Consider the following 21,076-nt stretch of genomic DNA (forward strand, 5'->3'; position numbering starts at 1 on the left):
ATCGCCGAAGCGCGGCGACCCCGCGCGGCGGCTACCGCCCACCGCTGACGTCGAAGGTGGTGCCGGTCGCATAGCTGGCCTTGTCCGACAGCAGCCACAGCACCGCCTCGCCGATCTCTTCCGGCTCGCCGATCCGCTGCATCGGGATCGTGTGGGCCAGTTCCTTGGGCCGGTCGGCATAGCCGCCCTTGGCGTGGATCGGCGTGTAGATCATGCCGGGGCGCACGCCGTTCACGCGGATGCCCTCTCCGGCGACTTCCAGCGCAAGGCCGCGGGTGAAGGTGTCGATGGCGCCCTTCGAGGCGGCGTAGTCCACGAACAGACCGGGCGACCCGATCTTGGCGGCCACCGAAGAGATGTTGACGATCGCGCCGCCCGTGCCGCCGTGGCGGGTGGACATGCGTTTCACCGCGCCCTGCGCCACCAGCATCGCGCCGGTGACGTTGACCGCCATCATGCGCGCGATGCGCTCGGGCGACATCTCGTCCAGCCGCGCGCTGACATCCACGATGCCCGCGTTGTTGACCAGACCGCTCATCACCGGGAAAGCGGCGTCGAACCCGGCATAGACCGCCTCGATGCCGGCTGGGTCCGCGACGTCGCCCTGCAACAGAACGGCGCGGCCCCCGGCGGTCTCGACAGCCTCTGCCGTCGTCTCGGCCCCGGCGCGCTCGCTGCGGAAACCGATGCCCACGTCCCAGCCCGCCTCGGCGCACAGCCGCGCCGTCGCCGCACCGATGCCCGAGCTTGCGCCGGTGATCAGAACCGCGGGCCGGGTCATGCCGACCCCAGGATGCGGCCGACCATCTCGGTCGTGTCGCGGCTCAGGCCGGGGGTGGCTGCGATCCGTTCCAGCGCGCCGCGGATCAGCGCCTGCCGGTCGGCGTCGTAGCGTCTCCAGGTTTCGAACACGGTGCTCATCCTTGCGGTCGTCTGCGGGTTCATCGGATCAAGCCGGATCAGCCAGTCGGCCACCAGTTCATAGCTTGCTCCCGACGGATCGTGGAACCCGGCGGCGTTCATCGCAAGCCCGCCGATGACCGAGCGGAAGCGGTTGGGGTTCTTCCAGTCGAAATCGGGATGCCGGGTCAGCGCCAGCGTGGTGTCCGCCGCCTTGCGGGGGGCGGCGGTAGAGCTTTGCAGTGCGAACCACTTGTCGATCACCAGCCGGTCGGACTGCCACTGGCGGTAGAAGGTGCCCAGTTCTTCCTGCCCGTGGCCGACGCTCAGCAGCACACCCAGCGCGCCCAGTTGCTCGGTCATGTTGTCGGCGTCGCGGAACTGCTTCGCCGCCGTCTTGCCGTCGTCGAGCCGGGCCAGCATCGCCAGCGCGGTCTGGCGCAGCGCGCGGCACCCGGCGGCCTTGCTGTCGGGCGAGTAGGGGCCGGGGATGTTCATCGCCTCGTACAGGCGGGGGAGCGACGCGGACAGATGCTCGGCCAGCGCCAGCATCAGCTTCTCGCGGGCATCGTGGATCGCCAGCGGGTCCGGCGTCACGCCCGCGTCGAACAGCGTCTGCGCCATGTCGTCCTCGGACGGCAGCCGCAGGGCAAGCGCGCGGAACGCCGGGTCGAGCGTGTCGTCGCGTGCCACGCGTTCCAGCGCGTTGAGGTAGGCGGGTCCGGGCGCGGCGCGCTCGGTCACCATGCGGGCCAGCACGTCCTTGGCCAGCGCGCGGCCCGCTTCCCACTTGTTGAACGGGTCGGTGTCGTGGGCCAGCAGGAAGGCGCGTTCCTCGGTCGTGGTCTTGCGGTCAAGGATCACCGGGGCCGAGAAGCCGCGCAGGATCGACGGCACCGGCTTGGCAGAGAGGCCGTCGAAGGCGAAGCTTTGCTCGGCTTCGGTCAGTTCCAGCACGGTGGTCGGCTGCACCTCGTCACCGTTGGGGTTCAGAAGCCCCACCGCCACCGGGATCACCTGTGGCTGCTTCGCCGGCTGGCCGGGAGTGGCGGGTGTTTCCTGTTTCAGGTGAAGGGTATAGGTGCCGTCCTTGAAGTCGTCCGTCACCGACACGCGCGGAGTGCCTGCCTGCGTGTACCAGCGTCCGAACTGCGACAGGTCGCGGCCCGTGGCATCCTGAAACACCGCCAGCCAATCCTCGATCGTGGCGGCGTCGCCATCGTGGCGGTCGAAATACAGGTCCAGCGCCTTGGCATAGCCGTCATCGCCCACCAGCCGCTTGAGCATGCCGATCACCTCGGCGCCCTTTTCGTAGACGGTGGCGGTGTAGAAGTTGTTGATCTCGATATAGGACGAGGGACGCACAGGGTGCGCCAGCGGGCCGTTGTCCTCGCGGAACTGGCGGGCGCGAAGCTGAAGCACGTCCTGAATGCGCTTGACTGGCTTCGACCGCATGTCGCCCGAGAACTGCTGGTCGCGGAAGACCGTCAGACCTTCCTTCAAGCACAGTTGGAACCAGTCGCGGCAGGTGATGCGGTTGCCGGTCCAGTTGTGGAAATACTCGTGGGCGATGATGCCCTCGATGTTCTCGTAATCGGTATCGGTCGCCGTGGCGGGGCTGGCGAGGACGTATTTGGAGTTGAAGATGTTCAGCCCCTTGTTCTCCATCGCGCCCATGTTGAAGTCGTCGACCGCCACGATGTTGAACACGTCGAGGTCATACTCGCGGCCATAGACATCCTCGTCCCACTTCATCGACCGTTTCAGGGCGTCCAGCGCATAGTCGCACTTGCCCTCGTCGCCGGGCCGCACCCAGATGCCCAGTTCGACCGGCGTGCCGGAACGGGTGGTGAAGCTGTCCTTCGCGGCCACCAGATCGCCCGCGACCAGCGCGAACAGGTAGGCGGGCTTGGGCCACGGATCGGTCCACTCGGCAAAGCCGTCGCCGCTGTCGCCGGGGTTGCCGTTCGACAGCAGCACCGGCATGTCCGACTCGATCCGCACATGGAACGGCGCCATCACGTCGGGGCGGTCGGGGTAATAGGTGATCCGGCGGAAGCCCTCGGCCTCGCACTGGGTGCAATACATGCCGTTCGACATATACAGGCCCTCCAGCGCGGTGTTGGCGGAGGGGTCGATCTCGACCTCGGCCTCGAACACGAACGGGCCGTCGGGCAGACGGCTGGCCGGAATCGTCAGGGCGGTATCGGTCAGGGAATGCTCGCCGTCCTGCAGCGCTTCGCCCGCAACCGCCGCGCCGATCAGCTTCAGCTTCTCGCCGTCAAGTTTCAGCGGCTGGCCAGAGGCGGCGTCGGGGTTCGGGCGGAACTCGATCCGCGACAGAACGCGGGTGGCCGCCGGGTCCAGCCGGAACACCAGCGAGACCTTGTCCACCAGATAGGCGGGCGGTGTGTAATCCGAGAGATAGACCGCCTGCGGGCTTGCGTCCTTCATGCCGTATCCTGCCTTCATCCGTTCCGGTTTCGGGGCAAGGTAGTCGGCGGACCGGCAGGCTTCAATGGCCGTAGGCGGGTGGCGTCGCGGGAAGGTGGCGGTCTCAGACCAACCCGTCGAGCAACCGCTTCGCCTCGTCGCGCGGATCGGCCAGCGCGCTGCGGTCCTCGCCGGGGAAGAACCGGGCGCGGACGGCGGTGGGCATCGGCTGCGGCTGAAGGATGCGGACGGTCAGGTCCATCGCCTCGGTCTCGGCCTGCCACGCCCGGGCCAGCGCGATCTGCGCCTGCTTGGACGCGGCATAAGCGCCGAAGAACTTCTCGCCCGCGTGGTCGTCGGCAAAGAACAACGCCTGCGCGCCGGGACGGTTCAGCAGGGGCGAGACGTATGGGATCAGCACCGAAGTGGCGGTGACGTTGACCGTCATCGTCTTGGTGAAGTCCTTGCCGTCGACATGATCGGCGGGGGACAGCGGCGGCGCGTGGACCGCGGTATGCGCCCACAGGTCGATGCCGCCCCAGCGGTCGTAGACCGAGCGGCACAGGTGCGCCATGGCGTCGGGCACGGTCACATCCATCGGCGCAAGCGTGGCCTGATGCCCGGCGGCCTGAATGCGGTCGTCAAGTTCCTCCAGCGCGCCCGTCGTGCGCGCCACGGCGATCACGTGATGGGTGGCCGCAAGGGCTTCGGCCAAGGCAGCGCCCAGCCCGCGGGAGGCGCCCGTTACGAGCGCGATTTTTTCGGCTTTGTCAGTCACGCGCGTGGTGTGTCGCGGGGCGGGGGAAAGGTCAAGAGAGGAACGCGGCCCCGCGACGTCGGCGCCGTTTCACGGGGTGGAACGCGGGGGCGGCGGGCCTCGACAAGGGGCGCATCGGGACGGATCATGGCAGGCAGGAAACCCGCGCCGTGCTTGACTTGCCTCGCGCCGCGCCGCAGAACGTCCTTTAACCAAGAGACACTTGCAACGAGGAGTGCCCCATGACCCTTACCCAAGCCGCGCTGGGTGAACGGACCCTTCTGAAGAACATCGCCCTGATCGTGGGCGGGTCGGCGTTCATCGGTATCGCCGCGCAGATCGCCGTGCCGATGTGGCCGGTGCCGATCACCCTGCAGTCGCTGGCCATCCTGATGGTCGGCCTGACCTTCGGCGCGCGTCTTGGCGCCGCGACGCTGGTGGCCTACCTCGCCGAGGGTCTTGCCGGTCTTCCGGTGTTCTCGAACGGTGGCGCGGGCGCCGCCTACTTCTTCGGCCCGACCTGCGGCTTCCTGCTGGGCTTCGTGCTGACCGCGTGGATCGCGGGCTTCGCCGCCGACCGTGGCTGGACCAAGGGCTTCCTGTCGACCTTCGCCGTGGCGCTGGTCGCCGGCGCCGCGATGTACCTGCCGGGCGTGGCCTGGCCGATGGGCGTCGCCTCGGTCTTCGGTGTGGACGCCGCCTGGGTCGGCACCTCGGCCGCCAAGATCTGGGCCGGCTGGGTCAGCCCGTTCCTGCTGGGCGATGCGATCAAGGCCGCCATCGCCGCGATGGTCGTCTCGGGCGCATGGGCCGCGCTGAAGTCGCGCAAGGCCTGATCCAACGTCAGAAATTCGGTGAAAGGCCCGTCGGTTCCGGCGGGCCTTTTGCGTTTCAGGCGGGCGACCCGGCGCCGCCCTGGCCTGTCTACTCTGCCAGCGTCAGCGCCAGAACGTGCCCGAAGCTCGTCTTCAGCTGCACCTGATCCGCGCCGATGGCCAGCACCGTTCCGCTGGGCGTGCGGTCGCCGCGGCCCGCCCGGATCACCTCGCCGGTCTTCATCAGAAGGATCGCCCGCGGGTCGGTCGTCTTGCCGGCGATACCCAGCAGGAACGGGCCCTTGCCCTGCAACACGTCGCTTCGGGTGGCGGTGGCCCCTGCGGGCGAGGTGACTTTGGACTGCGGATACCCGGCGTCCCGCGCCAGTTTCGGCGTCGTCATGAGTCTGTCCTGTACGTTCCGTGATTGGTGGTGCCCGGCCGAAATGCGCCGGGAAGCCGCGCCACCTAGACCCGCGCCGCGCGGGTGTAAAGCGCGTCCGGCGGAAACCCGCCGCGCCGGGGCGCTTGCAGCCGCCGCGCGGGGCGGGCAGAAAGCGGCCATGGCCAAGTCTCCCGCCTTCGTTTGCGCCAACTGCGGCGCGTCCTACACCAAGTGGTCCGGCCGCTGCGAAGCGTGCGGCGAATGGAACACGATCCAGGAAGAGGCGCCGCTGTCGGCGGGGCCCTCGGGCAAGTCGCTGGGCGCCTCGCGCGGGGCCTCGGTCGTGCTGACCGACCTTGCCACCGAAGAAGCGCCGCCACCGCGCGCCACCAGCGGCATCGAGGAACTCGACCGCGTGCTGGGCGGCGGACTGGTGCCCGCGTCGGCGATCCTTGTGGGGGGCGATCCGGGCATCGGCAAGTCGACGCTGCTGCTGCAGGCCACCGCGGCCTTCGCACGGCGGGGGCTGAAGTGTCTGTATATCTCGGGCGAGGAAGCTTCGGCGCAGGTGCGGATGCGCGCGCAACGGCTGGGGCTGGCCGAAGCGCCGGTGCGGCTGGGGGCCGAGACGAACCTGCGCGATATCCTGACCACGCTGGAAACCGAAAAGCCGCAGCTGGCGATCATCGACTCGATCCAGACGATGTGGGCCGACAACGTCGACAGCGCGCCGGGCTCGGTGACGCAGGTGCGCGCCGCCGCGCACGAGCTGACCCAGTTCGCCAAGCGCCGGAACACCGCCGTCATCCTTGTGGGCCACGTCACCAAGGAAGGCCAGATCGCCGGCCCCCGCGTGGTCGAGCATATGGTCGACACGGTGCTGTACTTCGAGGGCGAGCGCGGCCACCAGTTCCGCATTCTGCGCGCGGTGAAGAACCGCTTCGGCCCCGCCGACGAGATCGGCGTGTTCGAGATGACCGGCGGCGGGCTGCAAGAGGTCCCGAACCCCTCGGCGCTGTTCCTGTCCGAACGCGGCGAGCCCGCGCCGGGCTCTGCCGTTTTCGCCGGGATCGAGGGGACGCGCCCGGTGCTGACCGAATTGCAGGCGCTGGTCGCGCCGACGCCCCACAGCCAGCCGCGCCGTTCGGTCGTGGGCTGGGACGGCGGGCGGCTGGCGATGATCCTTGCCGTGCTCGAGGCGCGCTGCGGCATTCCCTTCGCGGGTCTCGACGTCTATCTGAACGTCGCGGGCGGCATGAAGATCGGCGAACCGGCCGCCGATCTGGCGGTTGCCGCAGCGTTGCTTTCTGCGCGGGAAGACGCGGCTTTGCCCGCAGATTGTGTCGTTTTCGGCGAAATCAGCCTATCCGGAGCCCTGCGTCCGGTCAGTCAGGCGGAAAACAGGTTGAAAGAAGCGGCGAAACTTGGTTTCAGCACCGCCATCGTGCCCAAAAGCAGCAAGGCCGGCGGTACGGGTATGCAATTGCGGCCGATGGCCGACCTTGCCCAGGTTGTGGGCGAGATTTTCGGAGCGGGCTGACGCCCCAGGAAAGACGGGCAGGAGAAGGCATGGACGGCTTCACTATTGTCGACGGCGTCGTCGCGGCTGTGATCATCATTTCGGCCATTCTGGCCTATTCGCGGGGCTTCGTGCGCGAGGCCATGGCGATCATCGGCTGGATCATCGCCGCCGTGCTGGCCTTCCTCTTCGCCGCCAAGGCGGAACCGCTGGTCAAGGAAATCCCCTACGTGGGCGACTACCTGCGCGACAGCTGCGAGCTGTCGATCATCGCGGCCTTCGCGGCGGTCTTCGCCATCGCGCTGGTGCTGGTATCGCTGTTCACGCCGCTGTTCGCCAGCGTCGTCCAGCGCTCGGCGCTGGGGGGGCTCGATCGCGGGCTCGGTTTCTTCTTCGGCGTGCTGCGCGGCCTTCTTCTGGTCGCTGTGGCGCTGGTGGTCTACGACCGCGTCGTCGTCAGCGAGGAAATCGCGATGGTCGACAACAGCCGCACCGCGAAAATCTTCGAGCGGGTTCGCGGCGACATCGACAACCAGATCCCCGACGACGCTCCGGGCTGGATCGTGTCGCGCTACGAGACGCTGGTCTCGAACTGCACCGAATAAACCCCGGGGCTTCTTCTCTTCCAAAATACCTCGGGGGAGTCGCGGAACGCGACGGGGGCGGAGCCCCCATCGCTGTCTTCTTGGCGCACCTGCGGTGCGACGGGGGCAGAGCCCCCATCGCCGTTGACTAGGCGCACCTGCGGTGCGACGGGGGGCAGAGCCCCCCATCACAGCTCCAAATTGGCTAGACCAGCAAGACCGCCCACTCAGCCGGCGACGGTCTCCGCGGCAAGGAAGCGGTCCACTTCCTTGGCGCAGCGCGCCCACATCGGGTCGCTGGGCACCAGCACGTGATTGGGCGAGTCGAGCAGCTGGTATTCGGCATCCGGTAGCCGCCGCGCCAGCAGTTTGGACTGTTCCGGATCCTGCACCGAGTCGCCCGACGAATGCATGACCAGCACCGGACAGGTGACCTTTTCCAGCCTGTCCCGCACGTCGATCTCTGCGATGACGGTGCGGATGTCCGCGGCGATGTCGGCGCTGGCGGACAGGCCCTGCATTTCCTCGAAACTCGCCAGTTCCTCGGGGGTGGCACGGGGCATGAACACCGTGGCGACCGCCTTCATGAAGGCCGAGCCGGGCACCGCCCAGCCGCTGCGGATCATGCCGACGATGGTGTCGGTCCGGGCCTTGTCGCCGGCGGCGGTGCTGCCCTGCACCAGCCCGTTGACCAGCACCATGCGGCTGACGCGTTCGGGCCTGCGGGCGGCGAAGGCGATGGCCACCGGCACGCTCTGCGAGATGGCGTACAGCGGGAAGCGGTCCAGCCCGGCGGCGTCGGCCACCGCTTCCAGATCGTCGGCCAGTTTCTCGACATCCGCATCGTTCAGAACGCGGTCGGACAGGCCGGTCCCGCGCGGGTCGTAGCGGATCAGCCGCCGGCCGCGCGACAGGTCGTCCAGCACCGGCTGCCAGACCGGGCTGTCCCAGTCGTATTCGAGGTGGCTCAGCCAATGGCCGCCGCGCAGCAGGGGCGGGCCCTCGCCGGTTTCGGACCATGCGATTGCGGTGCCGTCGCGCGAGGTGGTGTAGCGGATCGACTGCCGCCGCGCGGTCGCGCCCTTCGGCGAATCGCCGCCCGCCACCGGCACCGCCAGTTGCACGCCACGGCGGGGCAGGGTGCGGATCACCGCCTGCCGCCGCCCGTCGTCGCCCACCGCCGCCCGCGCCGCGCTGATCCGGGCGGCCATGGTGGCGTCGGACACGATGCGGCCCTGCCAGACCTGCGCGATCAGGTCGTCATAGGTCACCAGCGCGCCGCGCGCGGCGACAAGGCAGGCGATCAGATCGAAGACCTGCGGCTCGACATGCACCGGCGCCCCGCCGCGCAGCAGGCTGTGTTGGGCGAGGTCCAGCTCGCAGTCGGCGAAACTCATACGCATGGGGGCAGAATGCGTGGGGCGGGCGGGGGTCTCAAGCCTTTCCGGGTGCTTCTTCAGACATCTAAAGGGAATCCCAAGACCGTCTTCAAGCGCGCGGGGCGGGAAAGGCGCAGGGTTGTTCCCAGAGCAAAGGAGATTTGCGATGACCGACCAGATCAAAATTCGCCGCCGCCCCGACGGGTCCATCGACACCGCCTACCACATGCAGCAGGGCCGCATCGCCCGCAGCCGCGCCGCCACCGGGGCTGCCTCGGGGGCCGCCGCCGGGGCCGCGTCCGGCCTTGCCCACAAGGGCCGCGGGCCGTTTGCGCTGTTGGCCGCGCTGCTGGTTCTGCTGCCCGTCTTCGGCGGCCGCGCCTGACGCGCGCGGCGGTTTCGGCAGTAGGCCGCGGGGGCCACGATTGTCGTAGAACTGTCGCAATTCGGTGATCGCACCGTGACAGGCTCGTCCTGAGCCTCTATGTGAGGGGCAACCGCTGCCACCGGATTCGGAGCCCCGCTGAGATGCGTGAGACCTCCCGCCCCCTGTCTCTTGACGACAGGATGCCTCGCCACCCCTTCGACGACGACAAACTGCATGAAGAATGCGGCGTGTTCGGCGTGATCGGCGTGGCCGACGCCGCCAACTTCGTTGCCCTTGGCCTGCACGCGTTGCAGCACCGGGGTCAGGAAGCCGGGGGCATCGTCAGTTACCATCCCGACAGCGGATTCAATTCCGCCCGCCGGTTCGGTTATGTCCGCGACAATTTCACCAAGGCGTCGCTGATGGAGACGCTGCCGGGCGCGCTGTCGATCGGGCATGTGCGCTACTCGACCAGCGGGTCGAAGGGCGCCACGCAGATCCGCGACGTGCAGCCGTTCTTCGGCGAGTTCTCGGTCGGTGGCGTGGCGATTGCCCATAACGGCAACATCACCAACGCGGACGCGCTGCGGCGCGAACTGATCGAGCGTGGCTCGATCTTCCAGTCTTCGTCGGACAGCGAGTGCATCATTCACCTGATGGCCCGGTCTCTGCAACGCACCATCCCCGAGCGGATGAAGGATGCGCTGCGACGGGTCGAGGGGGCGTTCTCGGTCGTCGCGATGACCCGCACCAAGCTGATGGGCGTGCGCGACCCGCTGGGCGTGCGGCCGCTGGTTCTGGGCAAGGTCGGCGACGGTTATGCGCTGTCGTCCGAGACCTGCGCGCTGGACATCATAGGCGCCGAGTTCATCCGCGAGATCGAGCCGGGCGAGATGGTGGTCATCACGTCGAAGGGCGTGGAAAGCTTCCATCCGTTCGAGCGCAAGAAGTCGCGCTTCTGCATTTTCGAGCAGGTCTACTTCAGCCGCCCGGATTCGATCCTGGGCGGCCGTTCCGTCTATGAGACGCGCCGCCAGATCGGCATCGAACTGGCCAAGGAAGCACCGGTCGAGGCGGATCTGGTCTGCCCGGTGCCCGACAGCGGCACGCCCGCGGCCATCGGCTATTCTTTCGAAAGCGGCATTCCCTACGGCATGGGGATCATCCGCAACCAGTACATGGGCCGGACCTTCATCGAGCCGACCGAGCAGATCCGAAACATGGGCGTGCGGCTGAAGCTGAACGTCAACCGCGCCCTGATCGAGGGAAAGCGGGTGATCCTGGTCGACGACTCGGTGGTGCGCGGGACCACGTCGCTGAAGATCAAGCAGATGATCCTCGACGCAGGCGCGAAGGAGGTCCACTTCCGTATCGCCTCGCCGCCGACCGCGTGGCCCTGCTTCTACGGCGTGGACACGCCCGAACGGTCCAAGCTGCTGGCCGCCACCATGAGCGAGGACGAGATGCGCGACCACCTTGGTGTGGATTCGCTGCGGTTCATCTCGCTGGACGGCCTGTACCGCGCCGCGGGCGAGGTGAAGGGCCGCGACCCGGCCTCGCCGCAGTTCTGCGACGCCTGTTTCTCGGGGGAGTACCCGGTCGAGCCTGCGGACATGATCGAGCGGGGGTTCGAGCTGAAAGCGGCAGAGTAGGCGGCTTCAGCTTCAAAGATCAGGGCGCGCCCGGTTCCGCCGTGGCGCGCTTTTTGTTTGGCTGTGTGTTTGCTTCGGCGCGAGACAGCGGCCCGCAGGGCCGCCGCGCATCGTCGGGCCGCCCCCCGGCCCGGCGATTTGGCCGAGTGCATCGCGATACTGAATGGTCAGAGGGTCTTGGCGACCATAAAGTGCCATATCTCCGGGTCAGATCGCCGAACCGCGGCCCGACGCTGCGCGGCTTCGCAGACTACTCCGCCCGTTCCAGCGCCTCGATGATCCCGCCGAAATCCGCCGCCTTCAGCGAGGCGCCGCCCACCAGCGCGCCGTCGACGTTCGACACGCCGAAGATCTCGTCCGCGTTCGAGGGCTTCACCGAGCCGCCGTACAGAAGCGGAATGCCAGCACCCTCGGCGCCGAAACGCTCTTCCAGTCGCGCCCGCAGGAAGTCGTGAACCTCGGCGATCTGGTCGAGTGTCGGAACCTTGCCGGTGCCGATGGCCCAGACGGGTTCATAGGCGACCACGGTGTTCGCGGCGGTGCAGCCGTCGGGAAGCGAGCCCGCAAGCTGGCCGCCGACGATGTCCAGCGTTTCGCCATCCTCGCGCTCGCCCAGCGTCTCGCCGATGCAGACGATGGCGACGAGGTCCGCCGACCACGCGGCCTGCGTCTTCAGGCGGACGCTGGCGTCGGTCTCGTAGTGATCGGTCCGGCGTTCCGAATGGCCAAGGATGACGTTCGTCGCGCCCGCGTCCGCCAGCATCTGCGCCGAGATGTCGCCGGTGTGCGCGCCTTTCTCGACGGCGTGACAGTCCTGCCCGCCGACCGCAATGGCGGATCCGGCGATGCGGGTGCACATCGGCGCGATCAGCGTCGCGGGCGGGCAGATCAGCACGTCGACAGCGGGCGAGGGGTGGGCCTTGGCCAGGGCCTCGACCTCGGCGAGGTCGGCGGCGAGGCCGTTCATCTTCCAGTTTCCGGCGGCGAGTTTCCGTGCGGTCATGTGATGGCTCCCTGCAAATGCTCGCGTCTTGGGTAGCCGGTTAACGGTCGGGTCGGAAGGGGGAAAGGTGCCGCAGAGCGCGGTGTGTCAGAGATGGGCGAGCGACCGCCGCGCCCAGTCGCAGGCGATCTCGGGGTCGTCCAGCGCGGCGTCGGGCAGGGTCCAGTAGGGCATCGCGGTGGCGGTGCCGTCCTTGCGGGTGTGGGTCCAGCGCTCGCAGCCCTCGGCCTCCAGCACCTCGCCGAAGCCGTTCGCGCCCTTCAGCAGCAGAACGCCGTCGCTGCGCATCAGCGCGAAGATCGTGCCTTCGTGGTAGATCCCCATGCCGCCGAACATGCGGCGGGTGGTGACGTCGCCCAGACCGGAGAAGAGTTCGCGTGCGAAGGCGACCTCTTCGTCCGACAGGCTCATTCGGCGGCGCGCTCGGCCGCCAGTTCGTCGACGTCCTTGAATTTGATCGACTCGCCGCAGCCGCAGGCGTCGGCCACGTTCGGGTTGCGGAACTTGAAGCCCGCCTCCAGCAGCGAGACCTCGTAATCGATCTCGGTCCCGAACAGGAACATCTGGGCCATCGGTGCGATCATCACCACGGCGCCGTCCTGTTCCACGACCTCGTCGTTGGGGTCGACGTCGGCGACGTATTCCATGGTGTATTCCATGCCCGCGCAGCCGCCCTTCTTGATGCCGATCCGCAGCCCCTTGGAGCCGTCCTTCGCCATCAGCTTGGAGATCTGTGCCGCCGCCTTCGGAGTGATGCTGACAGCCTGTTTGCCGGGAATGCCGAACATGTCGCGCCTGTCCTTTCCTATTCTGCCCCTGAACCTAGGGCTTCGGGGCCGCGATCTCAAGCGGGGGCAGGTATGCGCGAAGGCTTTCGCACAGAAGGGTGACCGCGATGGCCCAGCCGAACGACGCCAGCGTGCCGATGATCACGTATTCGCTGGCGGCGCGGTTTTCCTGCACGGTGCCGAAGCGCAGCACCGACTTGGCGGCGATCAGAAAGCCGATGGCGGCGGGCTGGCCGGCGGCGAGCAGGATGAAGATCATCGCCCGTTCCAGCAGGCCGATCACCAGACCGCCACCGGGCAGGCCCTTTGCGTCGGTCGCGTCTTCCGTGGGCAACGGGATCTCGATGTCCTGCATCAGCGTCGCGACGAAATACCGGCCACCTTGTGTGACAAGCACCAGTGCCGCCACAAGGGTCGCGATATGCAGCGCGATGGGCGGCGCGGCGGACCACAGGCCGGTGTCCCACAGGTCCGGCGCCCAGACGGCGATGCCCGCAAGGGTCGCAAGATGCGCGGTCTGGTCCAGCAGGAAGCCCAGCGCGCCGCGCGCGGCGGGGATCCACGCCTTCGCGATGTCGATCAGCGCGTGCAGGACCACCAGCGCCAGAAGCGCGGGGTGCGCCGGTTGGCCGGTTGCGATGGCGGCGGTGGCCAGCACCACGGCGGCGTGGGACAAAAGCGGCAGGGGCTGGCGCTTGTTTTCCGCCATCCACCCGGTCTGCAACAGGAAATCCGCCGCGACATGGGCCGCGAACAGGGCGGCGAAGGTCTCGATCATGATGCGGCTTCCCCAAAATCGTAGGTTCTGAAAGCGTGTAGCGCGTCGTGCAAAAAGGCATAGCCTGCGGCGGCAAGGCGGGACTGCACCGCTTGCCGGGTGATGCCCAGCACTTCGGCGATGTCGTCCTGTGTTGCATAGCGCTCTGTCATCGCCATGGCGACAGCCTCCGCCTGCGCCGGGGACCAGCCGGCGGAAATATGGTCCACCAGTTCAAAGACAGCGGCTTGGAAGGGGCCGATGCCTTTGCCTGCCACCACCATGCGCTGCCGCTTGCCGATGATCTCGAGGTGATCGCCCGAGATGTAGAAGGCGTCTCCGTCCGCGTCGGACAGGTCGTTGGTTCCCGTCGTCACGACAGGGCCGATCCCGGCCGATAGGCGCGTCTCGACCTCGGTCGCCTCGCCGCGCAGGCGGGTGATCAGGTAAAGCGCCGCGTCCAGCGCGTAGGTCGGGTCTGAAAGGTAGACCTGCCAGCCGTCGCCCCGGAACCGGGTGAAGCGCAGGTCCATCTTGCGTGACGTCCCAAAATCGCGAGCCGCCTCTGACAGCGCCGCCATGGCTCGTTCCGCCTGCGCGCGGCTGGCCTTGCGCGAGGCGACGAGGTCGCCCGTCAGGACGGCGGAGAGGGGCGTGGCTGCCATGAAAGCAAGTTATAAAGCTTGCTATCGAAAAAGCAAGTTATTTGACTTGCTATACTGAAAAGCAACCGTCAGGGCTTGCATTAAGGCGCGGGTCGCAGCGCCGGATCGCTCAGCAGGGTGAACAGCGCGTCGATGGCGGCGCGGACGGGCGGATCGTGGCGCGCGTCCTGATGCATGACCAACCATTCATCGTGGGCGATCTCGGCAATCGGCGGCGACAGGCGCGCAAGCCCCTCGACCGCGTCGCCGGCAAAGGTCGGCATGACGATGCGCCCCATGCCAGACAACGCGAGGTCCAGCATCAGACGCGTGTCCGAGGCGCCGGTCACGATCTCGTCGCCGTGGTGTCGGCGCACCCAGCGGTCCGAGGGCGTCGTCGGATAGCCGTCGGGCAGGGCGAGGAACTCCTGCACCTGCGGATCGACGCCGTAGACGGCGTAATGGACGGGCAGGGTGACACGGGCGGCGAGCCAGTTCTGTTCCGGCCTGCGGTTCCGGACCCCGATATCCGCCTCGCGCCGGGCGAGGTCGACATTGGCGTTCGAGGCCAGGAATTCGGGCACCCACGCGTCCCCCGGCGACCAGACGCGGCGGATGTGGCGGGCGAGAAAGCGCGAGGTCCAGTGGCCGGTCGTGATCCGCACACGCGGCGTCGGGTCGGCACTGGCCCAGCGGGTCAGCCGCTGGGCGACGTCGCGCAGCGGTTCCGCCTCGGCCAGCAGCTCGCGCCCGGCGGCGGTAAGGGTGTAGCCCCGCGCGCCACGCTCGAACAGGCGGCGGTTCAGGTCGCGTTCCAGCGCGGTCATCCGGCGGCTGAGGGTGGCGGCGCTTTGCCCCGTGGCGCGCGCGGCACCGGCCAGCCCGCCGGCATCGGCGATGGCGAGGAACAGGGCGAGGTCGTCAAGGCTTCGTTGCATTTATGAAATGATGGTTGCGGCGGTCGTAGCTTATAGGAGCAGCATGGCAGGCATAGAGTCCATGGTGAATTCCGAAAATGAAACGATGGAGGATATCATGCTTGATGCTGACCAGTACATTCTTATCAGCCGGATGGCGCTGAACCAGACGGCAGCCACGGAGCGACCCGAACGCCGCATCATCGCGGGGCGGGTCGCCAGCCATCGGAAATGGAACCGGCGGCGGAAGGCGTTGCGGTTGCGCGCGGCGCTGTTCGGTCGTCGGAAGCTGGCGGCGCGTTGCGGGGCAGGGCGTGCTGTCCCGGCCTTCGCGGGAGCGCGTGTGGCTCGATAATTTTACCCGGGTTTTATTGACGTGAATTAAACCCGGGTATAAATGCGCCGTGCAGACGTGAAGGATGGCGCGCATGATGCTGGCGAAGACGATCGGTTTGGAACTGGCCTACGAGACGTTCGGGGAAGGCGAGGCGATCTTGTTGATCTCGGGGCTCGGAACCCAGATGATCCGCTGGGACGACGCGTTCTGCGGCGCTTTGGCGGCGCGGGGCTACTGCGTGATCCGGTTCGACAACCGCGACGCGGGGCTGTCCACGCACCTGAGCCACGAGCCCGCGCCGGATTTCGGCACCTTGGCGGCCGCGCTGATGGCGGGTGAGCGGCCAGCGGTGCCCTATTCCTTGCTGGACATGGCGACGGATGCGGTGGGTCTGCTGGACGCGCTGGGGGTCGAGCGGGCGCATGTGGTTGGACGTTCGATGGGCGGGATGATCGCCCAGTGCATGGCAACGGAATTTCCGGACCGGGTGCTGTCGCTGACGTCGGTGATGTCGGGCACCGGCAACCCGGCGATGCCGCAGGCCGCGCCGGACGTGATGGCGCTGATGCAGCGGCCCAAGCCGGACCCGGCGGCGGACCCAGAGGGTTTTGCCACCGCCAGCCTCGCGTTCGCGCGGCGGATTGCGGGCGGCGGGGCGGAGTTCGACGCGGTGGCGCAGAAGGCTTTGGCGCTGGAAGAGGCGCGGCGCGCGCATGATCCGGCGGGGTTCGGGCGTCAGCTTGCCGCGATGGCGACCGCCGGAGACCGCCGGGCGAAGCTGGCGACGCTTACCCTGCCGGTGCTGGTGATCCACGGAGCCGACGACCCGCTGATCCCGCCAGAGTGCGGCGCGGACACGGCGGCGTCGATCCCTGGGGCCGAGTTGCTGCTGGTCGAGGGGATGGGGCACGACATTCCGCAGCCCTTCCACGCGCGGATCATCGACGCCATCCAGGGTGTCGCGCGCCGCACGGCGTGACGCGCCGCCGGGGTCAGGCGGCCTCGGCGGGGTTCGCCTCGGGGAACATGCGGCTTTCGTCCGCGTTCTCGATCTCTGCCGCGGCGGCAAGGATCTTCTCGCGCGCGAGACAGGCCATGTCCCACGAGGTGTTGGGGTCGGCGCAGGGCAGGCAGAACCAGACTTCCTTGCCGAACACGTCCTGCTCGGCGACGCGCACGGATACCTCGTCGAGGTTGCCCAGTTCGTCGGGGTCGAGATCGGCCACCACCCTGTCGAACTCGGCCCGAAGACGGTCGACATCGGCGCCATGGGCGAGCTTCAGCTTGATCACCCGCAGCATCTCGGGCTCTTGCATCGTCCAGTTCTCGAACGGTTCGGACACGAACTGTTCGACGGGCACGACTAGCCGGGTGCCGTCCCAGTCGCGCAGTTGGACGTAGGTGAAGTTGATCCGCTCGACGTGGCAGAGGTGGTCTTTGTAGACGATGCGATCGCCGATGCGGGCGGACTGGTTCATCGCGATCTGTAACGACGCCATGATGTTGCCCAGCACCCGGCGGGCGGCGAAGCCGAACACCAGCGTCAGGGCGCCGGCGGTGCCGATCAGCGACAGGCCGAGGTTCTGGTAAATCGTCGTCGAACTGAGCGCGATGCCGAAGGCGGTGGCGACGAACACCACGATCAGCGCGCGGCGACCGGCGGCGACCTTGGTGGCCAGCGCGCGCTGTTCCTGTTGCTGGCGGTGGGACAGGGTGTCGGAGGCCGAGATCACCAACCGGTCCAGCACCGCGTCGATGGCGTTGACCACCAGCCACAGGATGCTGGCCGCGATGCCCAGCGTGATGATCGGCGTCAGAACCGTATCGATCCGGCCCGAGAAAACGAACAGTCGCGTCGTGGCGAAGGCCATCAGCGTGACGACCGTTCCGAAGATCGCGGGGCCGCGGATCGCCCGCAGCACATCGGTCATCGTCTTGGTCTTCGCGCGTCGCGACGCGAAGTCGAGCGCGTAGCGGACCATCAGCCCCACGACCGCCGACAGCGCCAGCAGAAGTGGCAGGCCGATCAGTTCCCATAGCATCAGACCGAACGCGATCTTCTGCTTCATGAAGTCGGGGAAGGTCTCTTCCAGCGGCGAGGGGCCATAGATCGCGTAGAGCGCGCCGATGTTCTGCACCGTCTGAGGCGGGAAGATCCACACCGGATCCTCGTCTCCGACCTGCACGCGTTCAAGCCGCAGGGCGGCGGGGCGGCTGTCCAGCGGCAGGGTCCACAGAAGGATGGACCGGCGCGTCATTCCGGCGGTCGCGCTGTTGCTGCTTTCGTTGGCGTCCAACGCGTCGGGCCGGTCGATCAGGTCGTTCCAGTTGATGACGGCCTTGCGGTCGATCACCGCCTCGAGCATCCGGGCAAGCTCGGCGCCGTAGTTGGCCTGTTCGTCCTCGGCGACGCCGTTGAGGTTTAGCAGGTGCGCGGCGTCGACCCAGCGTTCGTCTTCCGCCGCCTCCAGCAGGGACTCGAGCGTGCCGCGCGGGGTCGAACGGTCGATGCGGCCCTCGGGTTTGGGTAGGCCCTCGTTCAGGACATCCAGGGGGAAGACGTTGTCAGGTTGCTGCTCCTGCGCCGCGAGGGGCGAACAGGCGAAAAGCGCCAGCAGGACAGCGGCGATCAGACGGGCAAAGGCGCTCGGAACCATGCAGGCCGAACGCCGCAGTGCGGAAATGGTTCCGCGACAGTCTGTTTCTACATAAACCCGAGTTCCAGCCGGGCCTCGTCGGACATCATGTCCATGCCCCACGGCGGATCCCAGGTGATCTCGACGTCGATGCTTTTGACACCGGGCAGCGGGCCGACCGCGTCGGCGATCCATCCCGGCATTTCGCCCGCGACGGGGCAGCCGGGGGCGGTGAGGGTCATGATGACCTTCACGTCGTTCTCGTCCGAGATCTCGATCGTGTAGACCAGACCGAGGTCGTAGATGTTCACCGGGATTTCCGGGTCATACACCGTGCGGCAGGCGTCAACGACGCTGTCGTAAAGCTCGTGATCGGTGCTTGACGGCTGGATGAGGGGCTGCCCCTCCATCGGCGCGGTATCGGGCATGGTCTTTCCCTGGCTATTCCGACCGAAGATATAAGGTTTCCCCCCGAAGGCGTAAACCCCGGCGGCGAACTGCTCGCCGCGGAATGTCCGGTCAAAAGAGTTGATACCAACATTAATGCGTGTCAGCCTGCGCGCATGGATTGAGTCATTCGGGAGAAGGCAATGAGTTACGTTCAAGGGTTCCTGTTGGCCGTGCCAGAGGCAAACAAGGAGGAGTACCGCAAGATGGCCGCAGCCGGATGGGACATGTTCAAGCGCTATGGCGCGCTGTCCATGCAAGAGAACTGGGCCGTCGACGTTCCGGACGGCAAGGTGACGTCTTTCCCAATGGCGGTGAAGCTGGAAGAGGGCGAGGCCGTCGTGTTCTCGTGGATCGTCTGGCCGGACAAGGCGACCTATGACGCCGCCTGGGAGAAGATGATGACGGACCCCGAGATGGCGAACATGACGATGCCGTTCGACGGGATGCGGATGATGTGGGGCGGGTTCGAAGAAATCTTCCGCTCGTAAGGGGGCGTGGAACCTGCCGCCTTCGCAGGGGTCCTGACGGCGCGGTTGGCCGACAGAACCCACTAGGCAAGCGCCATGCGCCGGGATAAGTCCCGGCGCATGTTTTCGTTCGACCTGCAAGCCACCGACGGCGCCGCGCGCACCGGCGTCATCCGCACCCCGCGCGGCGATATCCGCACGCCCGCATTCATGCCCGTGGGCACCGCCGCCACCGTGAAGGCGATGATGCCGGAAAGCGTTCGTGCGACGGGCGCCGACATCCTGCTGGGCAACACGTATCACCTGATGCTGCGGCCCGGGGCCGAGCGGATCGACAGGCTGGGCGGACTGCATCGCTTCATGAACTGGGACCGGCCGATCCTGACGGACTCGGGCGGGTTTCAGGTGATGAGCCTCGCCGAATTGCGCAAGCTGACAGAGAAGGGCGTAACCTTCCGCAGCCATATCGACGGCTCGAAGCACGAACTGACGCCAGAGCGGTCGATGGAGATCCAGAAGCTGCTGGGCTCGGACATCGTGATGTGTTTCGACGAGTGTCCCGCATTGCCTGCGGACGAAGCGCGGGTGGCAGAGTCGATGCGGCTGTCGATGCGCTGGGCCGAGCGGTCGCGCGAGGCTTTCGGCGATCGTCCCGGCCACGCGTTGTTCGGCATCCAGCAGGGCGGCGTTACGGAAGAGCTGCGCGCGGAAAGCGCCGAGGCGCTGACCCGCATCGGCTTTGACGGCTACGCCATCGGCGGGCTGGCTGTGGGCGAGGGGCAGGAGGCGATGTTCGGCGTTCTCGACTATGCGCCGGCCATGCTGCCTGTCGACAAGCCGCGCTACCTGATGGGCGTCGGCAAGCCCGACGACATCGTGGGGGCGGTGAAGCGCGGGGTCGACATGATGGACTGCGTGCTGCCCTCACGGTCGGGGCGGACGGGGCAGGCCTTTACCCGGCGGGGCGTCGTGAACATCAAGAATGCCCGCCATCAGGATGACCCGCGACCGCTGGACGAACACTGCACCTGTCCCGCCTGCAGCAACTACTCCCGCGCGTATCTGCACCATGTGTTCCGGTCGCAGGAGATCATCAGTTCGATGCTGCTGACCTGGCACAATCTGCACTACTTCCAAGAGATCATGGGGGGCATGCGGGCCGCGATTTCCGAGGGAAGATTCGCGGATTGGGAGGAGAAATTCCACGCCGACCGCGCGCAGGGCGACATAGAGTTGCTGTAGAACATGCAAAGCTGACTCCAGCCCGCTGGCATTGTTCACTGTTCAACCATGGCGCGTATTTTGCGCGTGCAGCACGGTCCCTATTCCGCGCCGAATCTAAGTGTGGTAGATACCAAGCATAATTAACACGAGCAGGGCTAAAGGGGGCTCTATATTGGGTATCTTTAAGAAGGGTCTGATCGCCGCCGGCTTCTGTCTTTTGGCAGGTGCGGCATCGGCTACGACCGTTTTCGACTTCCGCAACCCCTATGTGGGTGGCAATGGGGTCAACGCCTGGAATGGCGATTACACCATGTCCGTCGACGGGCTGACCGTCACGGCGACCGCCGGGGTCTACACGTCCCTGGGCGCGGTGGACAAGATTCTGACGTCCGACTGCGCCAGCACGTCGGGCTGCTTCAAGAAAGTGACCGAGACCAAGGGCGGCCTTGGCGTGGGCTACGGCCTTCGTGGCGGCGCGGCTGTCAACGGGATGCCGTTCTCGTTCGGTGAGCTGATCACCCTGACCTTCGACCAAGAGGTCGCGTTCGACGAGGTGTTCTTCACGACCTTCGGCAGGCGGGCCGGCAAGGGAAGCGACTTCGACCTGTTCATCGACGGGAAGAACGTTGCGATGGAACAGCTGATCGGTCCGGGTAAGTCGTACTCGCTGACCGGCCTGACCGGCACCTCGATCAGCTTCGGCGCTGACAAGTTCCGCCTGCCGTACTTCGGCGGCAAAACGGACAAGTTCATGGTCGCTGGCCTGAAAGTGTCGGAAATCGCCAAAGCGGCTGAAGTCGCCGCGGTGCCGCTTCCGGCCTCTGCGCCGCTGCTGGCCGCGGGCCTTCTGGGCTTCGCCGCCCTGCGCCGCCGCCGCAAGGCCGCCTGACGCGCCACGGCAAGACAGTAACGGAAGGCCCGCACATCCCGTGCGGGCCTTTCGCGTTTCGGGGCCCTGGTGGGCGGTGCTGCATCCGGCGATTGCCCGCCATGCGTCACGCGCGGGGCGGGCGCCGCAAAGGTTAGCGTTATCAGCGGTTTTGCAGGAATGCACAGGTGCCT

General features: G+C 67.2%; 23 protein-coding genes. 10 read left to right on the forward strand and 13 right to left on the reverse strand.

All coding sequences use genetic code 11. From position 1 onward, the window contains the following. Positions 1-31 precede the first annotated feature (31 nt). From ACP156_RS04985 to ACP156_RS04995, 3 genes are all read right to left on the reverse strand, one after another. Positions 32-781: an SDR family oxidoreductase gene (locus tag ACP156_RS04985; protein ID WP_425050202.1), complete on the reverse strand. Its 750-nt coding sequence runs from the start codon at positions 779-781 to the stop codon at positions 32-34. Then, positions 778-3,354 carry an aminopeptidase N gene (pepN, locus tag ACP156_RS04990; RefSeq protein ID WP_425050203.1) on the reverse strand — a complete coding sequence of 859 codons (2,577 nt, stop codon included), beginning with the start codon at positions 3,352-3,354 and terminating at the stop codon, positions 778-780. Before pepN ends, ACP156_RS04985 begins: the two co-directional genes overlap by 4 nt. A 103-nt stretch (positions 3,355-3,457) precedes the next feature. Continuing rightward, complete coding sequence (locus tag ACP156_RS04995; protein WP_425050204.1) at positions 3,458-4,111, reverse strand: SDR family NAD(P)-dependent oxidoreductase; 654 nt, start codon at positions 4,109-4,111, stop codon at positions 3,458-3,460. A 221-nt stretch (positions 4,112-4,332) separates the two neighbouring features. Here ACP156_RS04995 and ACP156_RS05000 point away from each other — a divergent pair, with 221 nt between their 5' ends. Beyond that, a complete protein-coding gene (locus tag ACP156_RS05000) occupies positions 4,333-4,926 on the forward strand; it encodes a biotin transporter BioY (protein WP_425050205.1) in 594 nt (197 codons plus the stop codon). A gap of 88 nt (positions 4,927-5,014) precedes the next feature. Here the strand turns inward: ACP156_RS05000 and ACP156_RS05005 are convergent, their stop codons facing one another. Beyond that, entirely contained in the window at positions 5,015-5,308 is a 294-nt protein-coding gene (locus ACP156_RS05005; RefSeq protein WP_425050206.1) for a hypothetical protein, read from the reverse strand. 160 nt (positions 5,309-5,468) lie between these two features. Between ACP156_RS05005 and radA the strand changes: the two genes are divergently transcribed. Both radA and ACP156_RS05015 read left to right on the forward strand, forming a co-directional pair. Next, complete coding sequence (radA, locus tag ACP156_RS05010) at positions 5,469-6,830, forward strand: DNA repair protein RadA (protein WP_425050207.1); 1,362 nt, start codon at positions 5,469-5,471, stop codon at positions 6,828-6,830. A 29-nt stretch (positions 6,831-6,859) separates the two neighbouring features. Next, positions 6,860-7,414, forward strand: coding sequence for a CvpA family protein (locus tag ACP156_RS05015; protein WP_425050208.1), 555 nt, complete (start codon positions 6,860-6,862; stop codon positions 7,412-7,414). Between the two features lie 206 nt (positions 7,415-7,620). Here the strand turns inward: ACP156_RS05015 and ACP156_RS05020 are convergent, their stop codons facing one another. Next, a complete protein-coding gene (locus tag ACP156_RS05020; RefSeq protein WP_425050210.1) occupies positions 7,621-8,796 on the reverse strand; it encodes an alpha/beta fold hydrolase in 1,176 nt (391 codons plus the stop codon). A 142-nt stretch (positions 8,797-8,938) separates the two neighbouring features. On the opposite strand from ACP156_RS05020, the gene ACP156_RS05025 reads away from it, so the two are divergent. Together ACP156_RS05025 and purF are read left to right on the forward strand one after the other, a co-directional pair. Further along, positions 8,939-9,157, forward strand: a complete 219-nt coding sequence (locus ACP156_RS05025; RefSeq protein WP_425050211.1) for a hypothetical protein — start codon at positions 8,939-8,941, stop codon at positions 9,155-9,157. Positions 9,158-9,339: 182 nt separating this feature from the next. Next, entirely contained in the window at positions 9,340-10,791 is a 1,452-nt protein-coding gene (gene purF, locus ACP156_RS05030; protein ID WP_425050212.1) for an amidophosphoribosyltransferase, read from the forward strand. A 250-nt stretch (positions 10,792-11,041) separates the two neighbouring features. Here purF and tpiA read toward each other — a convergent pair whose 3' ends face one another. From tpiA to ACP156_RS05060, 6 genes are all read right to left on the reverse strand, one after another. Further along, a complete protein-coding gene (gene tpiA, locus ACP156_RS05035; protein ID WP_425050213.1) occupies positions 11,042-11,794 on the reverse strand; it encodes a triose-phosphate isomerase in 753 nt (250 codons plus the stop codon). Between the two features lie 87 nt (positions 11,795-11,881). Next, positions 11,882-12,205 (reverse strand): TfoX/Sxy family protein, encoded by a 324-nt coding sequence (locus ACP156_RS05040; protein WP_425050214.1) that lies wholly within the window; start codon positions 12,203-12,205, stop codon positions 11,882-11,884. Next, the gene (locus ACP156_RS05045; RefSeq protein ID WP_425050215.1) at positions 12,202-12,582 is read right to left on the reverse strand and encodes a HesB/IscA family protein; all 381 of its coding nucleotides are present in this window, start codon (positions 12,580-12,582) and stop codon (positions 12,202-12,204) included. The genes ACP156_RS05040 and ACP156_RS05045 overlap by 4 nt, the downstream gene beginning before the upstream one ends. Before the next feature lie 34 nt (positions 12,583-12,616). Continuing rightward, positions 12,617-13,360, reverse strand: coding sequence for a DUF3307 domain-containing protein (locus ACP156_RS05050; RefSeq protein ID WP_425050216.1), 744 nt, complete (start codon positions 13,358-13,360; stop codon positions 12,617-12,619). Then, positions 13,357-14,004: a hypothetical protein gene (locus tag ACP156_RS05055; protein WP_425050217.1), complete on the reverse strand. Its 648-nt coding sequence runs from the start codon at positions 14,002-14,004 to the stop codon at positions 13,357-13,359. Before ACP156_RS05055 ends, ACP156_RS05050 begins: the two co-directional genes overlap by 4 nt. 80 nt (positions 14,005-14,084) lie before the next feature. Beyond that, complete coding sequence (locus tag ACP156_RS05060; RefSeq protein ID WP_425050218.1) at positions 14,085-14,921, reverse strand: LysR family transcriptional regulator; 837 nt, start codon at positions 14,919-14,921, stop codon at positions 14,085-14,087. A 61-nt stretch (positions 14,922-14,982) separates the two neighbouring features. Here ACP156_RS05060 and ACP156_RS05065 point away from each other — a divergent pair, with 61 nt between their 5' ends. Together ACP156_RS05065 and ACP156_RS05070 are read left to right on the forward strand one after the other, a co-directional pair. Then, a complete protein-coding gene (locus ACP156_RS05065) occupies positions 14,983-15,255 on the forward strand; it encodes a hypothetical protein (RefSeq protein WP_425050219.1) in 273 nt (90 codons plus the stop codon). A 73-nt stretch (positions 15,256-15,328) separates the two neighbouring features. Next, on the forward strand, positions 15,329-16,216 hold the full coding sequence (locus ACP156_RS05070; protein WP_425050220.1) for an alpha/beta fold hydrolase: 888 nt from the start codon (positions 15,329-15,331) through the stop codon (positions 16,214-16,216). Between the two features lie 13 nt (positions 16,217-16,229). On the opposite strand, the gene ACP156_RS05075 is transcribed toward ACP156_RS05070, so the two are convergent. Together ACP156_RS05075 and ACP156_RS05080 are read right to left on the reverse strand one after the other, a co-directional pair. Next, positions 16,230-17,894, reverse strand: a complete 1,665-nt coding sequence (locus ACP156_RS05075) for a mechanosensitive ion channel family protein (protein ID WP_425050221.1) — start codon at positions 17,892-17,894, stop codon at positions 16,230-16,232. Positions 17,895-17,941: 47 nt separating this feature from the next. Next, on the reverse strand, positions 17,942-18,301 hold the full coding sequence (locus ACP156_RS05080; protein ID WP_425050222.1) for an SUF system Fe-S cluster assembly protein: 360 nt from the start codon (positions 18,299-18,301) through the stop codon (positions 17,942-17,944). Positions 18,302-18,463: 162 nt separating this feature from the next. Here ACP156_RS05080 and ACP156_RS05085 point away from each other — a divergent pair, with 162 nt between their 5' ends. The 3 genes from ACP156_RS05085 (at position 18,464) to ACP156_RS05095 (ending at position 20,903) form a co-directional block, all read left to right on the forward strand. After that, a complete protein-coding gene (locus tag ACP156_RS05085; RefSeq protein WP_425050223.1) occupies positions 18,464-18,811 on the forward strand; it encodes a DUF1428 domain-containing protein in 348 nt (115 codons plus the stop codon). Positions 18,812-18,910: 99 nt separating this feature from the next. Beyond that, positions 18,911-20,032 carry a tRNA guanosine(34) transglycosylase Tgt gene (gene tgt, locus ACP156_RS05090; protein ID WP_425050224.1) on the forward strand — a complete coding sequence of 374 codons (1,122 nt, stop codon included), beginning with the start codon at positions 18,911-18,913 and terminating at the stop codon, positions 20,030-20,032. Between the two features lie 154 nt (positions 20,033-20,186). Next, positions 20,187-20,903, forward strand: coding sequence for a VPLPA-CTERM sorting domain-containing protein (locus tag ACP156_RS05095; protein ID WP_425050225.1), 717 nt, complete (start codon positions 20,187-20,189; stop codon positions 20,901-20,903). Positions 20,904-21,076: the final 173 nt, after the last annotated feature.

Source organism: Psychromarinibacter sp. S121, assembly GCF_049801035.1.
Classification (GTDB): Bacteria; Pseudomonadota; Alphaproteobacteria; order Rhodobacterales; family Rhodobacteraceae; genus Psychromarinibacter.